The sequence below is a fragment of the Chroococcidiopsis cubana SAG 39.79 genome, from assembly GCF_003991895.1.
Classification (GTDB): domain Bacteria; phylum Cyanobacteriota; class Cyanobacteriia; order Cyanobacteriales; family Chroococcidiopsidaceae; genus Chroococcidiopsis; species Chroococcidiopsis thermalis.
The window spans coordinates 171-2,289 of record NZ_RSCK01000113.1 but is presented as its reverse complement, the minus strand read 5'-3'; the positions used below and the strand labels follow the sequence as shown (position 1 = coordinate 2,289).

The 2,119-nt window shown below is 45.7% G+C and carries 1 protein-coding gene and 1 pseudogene; one reads left to right on the top strand and one right to left on the bottom strand.

All coding sequences use genetic code 11. The features are described from left to right. Nucleotides 1–81: 81 nt before the first annotated feature. The gene (locus tag DSM107010_RS32490; RefSeq protein ID WP_127024951.1) at nucleotides 82–1,197 is read right to left on the bottom strand and encodes a transposase; all 1,116 of its coding nucleotides are present in this window, start codon (nucleotides 1,195–1,197) and stop codon (nucleotides 82–84) included. 246 nt (nucleotides 1,198–1,443) lie between these two features. Here DSM107010_RS32490 and DSM107010_RS32485 point away from each other — a divergent pair. Further along, a pseudogene (locus DSM107010_RS32485) lies at nucleotides 1,444–2,119 on the top strand (amidohydrolase family protein); the annotation flags it as partial.

The following is a 2,119-nucleotide window of genomic DNA, read 5'->3' as shown; positions in this document are numbered from 1 at the left end:
AGCTATTAGCTTAACAATGTCTTTCTGGCAGCCCATTGCATCTATTGTGACAATACACCCTTGTAGCGACAACACCTTAACTCACATCTTGCACCTAGTGATTTGAAGTTCTAAACCCTGTGTTCGTAACAGTGGCTGTAGGCGTTGAAATTCTAGCAGCAGAGGTAGTATAACCAATTGTGGTAGTAAAACTTCAAGTGCGAGTTTCGCTGCCTCTGCCCAATCAGGCAGATTTGGTGAAGCAGTAGATAAGTATGCCCAGTGTGCCAACAGATAGGCAATCAGCGAGAGAACTAACCAACGATAGATGCCTTTGAGAGTTGCCTGACCGAAACGATGTAAACCAAAGCGATGCTTAGCAATTTTGAACCAACCCTCTATTTGCCACCGACGCTTACCCCACCAAGTTATAGTACTACCCTTGAGTGCTTTAGTAGACAAAACAAATCGTTTTTCTAGCTTGCCACCATCGCGTTTGAGATAGTACCAAGATATGGTCACGGGAAACTTTAATCCTACCAATCGTACCTGCGAACCCCGTTTGTGTAGTTGTTTCAAACTACGCCCATCTTGCAACTGACGGTCACACCGGACTCCAGCAATAGCATGATATTTGAATTTACGAATACCCTTCAAAAACTCGATGCTACCAAAAGCAGTATCAACCAGAATCAATACTTGAAAGTGATTAGTGAGTGCTTTAGGTAAGCTACCCACCAATTTTAGTCCGAGTTGAGCAGGTGAAGCCGTATTTTTCCCACGATAGACACGAAAACTCCAAGGCACGCGCCACTGCCCTACAACTAAATACACTACCACCACATGCAATCCTCGCTTGCCATGATAGACTCGCACTAGTCCATCGAGTGCTTTAAATTTGCCGCGTTTTTCCAACGTGGTCAAGTCAATAATTACTTGTAAGATGGGTTTACGTCCAATTCGTGGTTGGGATAAGATTTGCTGAATTACCATTCGACGACTTTCCCGAATCAAGCAACGAGTTGACCAAGCGTACACATTGAGAAATCGACTCAAGGCACTGGCAGATTTGACTTGACACTGTTGCGGTAGAGGATGCCCTTGCGCTTGTAAAAACAAGCCTAGCAACGCTTGTAAGCTATCTCGTTGGTAGTGACTCGGCATTAAACTCAGCAAAGTGTAAACTAACCCTTGGGCGTGGGCAAGGATAATTGACATCGTTCTTGCATTCAATAGGTTTCACGCCCTTTTCTCCCATCTTTTGAAGCTTGGTGCAAGATGTGAGCTCAAGGGACTTTGTGCGATCCTGATTTCAGAATATACGATAAATTGAGCAGTAAACCGTAGATTTGCTCTCGTGGCTTTACAGACTCTTCAGCATCAGATTTCTCGATCGCCTACAGAAAAGAAAAAACACAACTCAGTTGTGGTTGGTAAGAATCCATACTCTTTGAGGAAACAACGATGAGTGACTACAACCGCTTGAAGACTTCACCCTCCGTTACCGTTAAAGCTAATCTAAATTATCCAGTTATCGATACCGACGTTCATACAAATGATTTCACGCCAGCCTTAGAGGATTACATCGCCAACTACGGGGGTGCAAAAATCGTAGACGAATTGCGGAAAGCAGAAACGTCTCGGCTCAATCCAAAGGTCGATGGGAGAGACTGGTATCAGCAAACGCCAGAGGAAAGGCACTACTATCGCACCTTGCGATCGCCTTGGTGGGCAAGAGTCACCCGTAACACTTTAGATCTTGCGACCTACACCCTTCCCGAACTGCTCTACGAGCGTCAGGCAGAGCAAGGTTCGGACTATTCCGTGCTGTTTCCCAACAATGCTTTAGCAGCCACAGGAGCCAAGCTAGAACATCGTCAGGCATTGCAACGAGCGATCAATCACTATCACGCCGATCTCTACCGCAAATATAGCGATCGCCTCACTCCCGTAGCTGGTATTCCTTTGACTACTCCCCAAGAAGGCATTGAGGAACTAGAGTTTGCGGTTCATACGCTGGGGCTGAAGGTGATTAATATTTCCGGTGGCGTGAAACGTCCGATTAAGGCGATCGCTGAGAAATATCCACCAGAACAATTCCCCGAAATTGCTAAGTATGCCTCCTATATCGACTTCTACG